The organism is Nostoc flagelliforme FACHB-838, assembly GCF_014698065.1.
Classification (GTDB): domain Bacteria; phylum Cyanobacteriota; class Cyanobacteriia; order Cyanobacteriales; family Nostocaceae; genus Nostoc; species Nostoc flagelliforme_B.
Map to the genome: position 1 here is coordinate 1 of NZ_JACJSI010000578.1, position 2938 is coordinate 2938.

1 protein-coding gene and 1 pseudogene are annotated in these 2938 nt (G+C 39.4%); both read left to right on the forward strand.

The window, feature by feature from the left end:
• A pseudogene (locus H6G97_RS52065) lies at positions 1-211 on the forward strand (hypothetical protein); the annotation flags it as partial.
• 927 nt (positions 212-1138) lie between these two features.
• Positions 1139-2863 (forward strand): S-layer family protein, encoded by a 1725-nt coding sequence (locus H6G97_RS49060; protein WP_190947513.1) that lies wholly within the window; start codon positions 1139-1141, stop codon positions 2861-2863.
• Positions 2864-2938 lie beyond the last annotated feature (75 nt).

Consider the following 2938-nt stretch of genomic DNA (forward strand, 5'->3'; position numbering starts at 1 on the left):
TTGTTTGAGAGGTGCTGAGTTTGGGACGCTGTTAGCTCACGTAGCCAAATGTGTAGCGGATCGCGATCGTAACGCTCATGCCAAATCTGTAGAAAATTGTAGTTACCAAGTTACTAGCTGTATCGTCACTTCTGCTGCTGACAAACAAGGTTGTACTCTCTCTCAACAGCCGCCAGCAGCTTCGCTTGCAACGAAGATAAATAAGGTTTAGCTTGTTGCCCCAACCCCTGCAACAGCCAATCCACAGAAGAGTCACGGCTAGCCAGTTGATGCAACTGCCGTAACCTCACACATAGCTGCTGCATGAATGCACAAATGTCTGCAAAGGTGCAATCCAAGGTAATAAATCCATCTTGCTAGCTGGCTTTTGGAGATATTTAACCACACCTAAGTCTGACACTCGCCTCTTTCCCCCACCCCAGCTACGATTATCATTATTGTTAAAATACTTTTGAGTATTTTACCCGATTGACAAAACGCACTTTTTTTTATCCTTTTTGTACAGATGCCCTACAGCTTAAGTTCAATATTATAATCCTGATCTTCACTGGAAAAAACCTTTTCTCTCATGAGAGTTTATATATAGTTATTCATTCCCTCACTGCGGAATAGTCAAAACCCTTGATTTTTCATTTTGAAGAAGGGATAGTATAAAATATTACTTTCATTTGAGAGAAAGAATCAATTTTCAGCCTGCTCAGAAATCAAAAGTACACCAGTAAAGCAAACAAAGCTCCGCAGCTTGGTATGAGAATCATTCTTCGTCTAGTGTTTTAACAACTACTTGAAAGAACCACAGGAAGAATGATTTTTTTATGATGAATTCTGGCGACTAACGAGTGTATTGCAGGGGAGATTCCTCATTGATATTCCCGATTAAGGACAGATAATTTTTTGAGAATGATTTTAGCTAAAGACATATTTTAAAGAAATCTCCGATTTATCAAAATTTTTTCTTTACCGAAAGCAAATATTGTGTTAATAGTAATCTAACTGCACTATATCAGCACATTAGTTAAAATCAGTTTTGAACCAAGCATTGTTTATTAAATCTGTTGTTACTTTAACTTCCTGTTTTTTATAAAAATAGATGATGCTCTTATAATTGAGGCTAGCACTGTTAGTTCAATAACTGCTGTTGGGTTGCAACTATAAGTGTTCCAATGCCCGATTAGATATTGGCGGTTCTTTCTTGGGTAGCACGGCGAATAGCTTAAAGTTTGCAGATGGAAAAGAGTTCAATGCAACTGCGTCTCAAACTACTCCTCTTTTAACAGTGAATGTGCCTGTAGGATTGGGGTTAGACAACAATCCTGGTGAGATCCGTGTGCAAGGTTCAGCAAATAATTTAGCTATCCCTTCACTATTTACACCTGTTTCAGGAGCAGGAACTAGCTCCAAAGGTTTGCGGGTTTTGTCAGGGAAAACCTTAGCTTTAATAGGGGGTAATATTGCTTTAGAAGGAGGGAATCTAACGGCACCAGGAGGACGGGTAGAACTGGGTAGTGCCAGTGATGGAACAGTTAGCATCAAACCGACAACTTCTGGCTGGATATTCGGATATCAAGATTTACAAAACTTTAAAAATATCTTTATGTCTAAACAAGCACTAGTAGATACTAGCGGCTTTGGAGATAGTGCTATTCAACTAGTAGGAAAACAAATTTCTTTTACTGAAGGATCAGTTGCGTTGATTCAAAATCAAGGCGCTCAAGCTGGAAGCGGCATTAATATACAGGCTTCAAATTTACTTCAATTAAGTGGAACCTCCCCAGATGGAACAATCCCTAGTGGAATTGAAATAGAAACTTTAGGAGGAAGCGCAGGTGATGTTGTGGTTTCAACTAAATATTTAAGCTTTGAAGATGGAGGAGCCATAAATAGCAAGACTTTTACAGAAGCAAATGCTAGCAATATACTTTTGAATGCTTCTGAATCTATAGAAGTCAAAGGTTTTTCCTTTATTAAACCTACTGCTAGCATTGCTAGCGGAGTTGGTTCGTATACTTTTAGCACTGGCACAAGTGGCAAGATCGTAATTAATACAAGTCAATTCACTGCTTTAGATGGAGGAACTATAACATCTGGAACTTTTAGCACTGGCACGGGGGGGGATTTAATCATCAGCGCCGATCGCAGTGTTGAATTGAGTGGGTTTAATCCCATTTTTTCTTCACCAACCCAAGCATCTGTAGTGGCTTATGGATCTGGAAATTCCGGTGATTTGAAAATTACCTCGCCTCAAGTCAGGTTATACAACACAGGCATTATTGCTTCTTACACTTTTTCCAGCGGTAATTCTGGCAAGGTTACAATTGAAGCCTCTAATTTTGTAGATGTGACAACACCTACAAATATAGAAGCTTTATCTTATAATTCTATGTCTGGAATAGGATCTTATGCGGTATCACCTCCCCCATCAATACAACAAGTATTAGGGCTATCTTCAGAGGTCAGTGGAGCGGCAGGGAGTATAAAAATAAAAACCGGGCAATTCTCTTTATCTAACGGTTCAGTTACTGTAAGTAATTTAGGCACTGGTTCGGCAGGCAATATAGATATTGATGCAAATATAGTTTCTCTGAAAAATAATTCTTCCATTAGTGCTGCAACCGCATTAGCAGATGGAGGAAACATTTTCATACGTGCAAACTATGTGCAATTGCTTGATAGCATTATCAGTGCTAGTGCCAATAATTGGCAGGCGGCTTATCATCTTTTAGGTATTGAATTTCCTTACAGCCTTGCCCCAACTGGTACTGGCAACGGTGGCAATGTCAACATCAATACAACGCTCCTAACTGGCTCAGGAAATAGCAGTATAAAAGGGGAGCATCCACTTTTGGCAGAAAGACTCAAATAGCTAATAAACCATTGAGATAAGCACAACGAATAGAGAGGATGTGATTAACACTATCAACATTCCACTGTGCGCCAG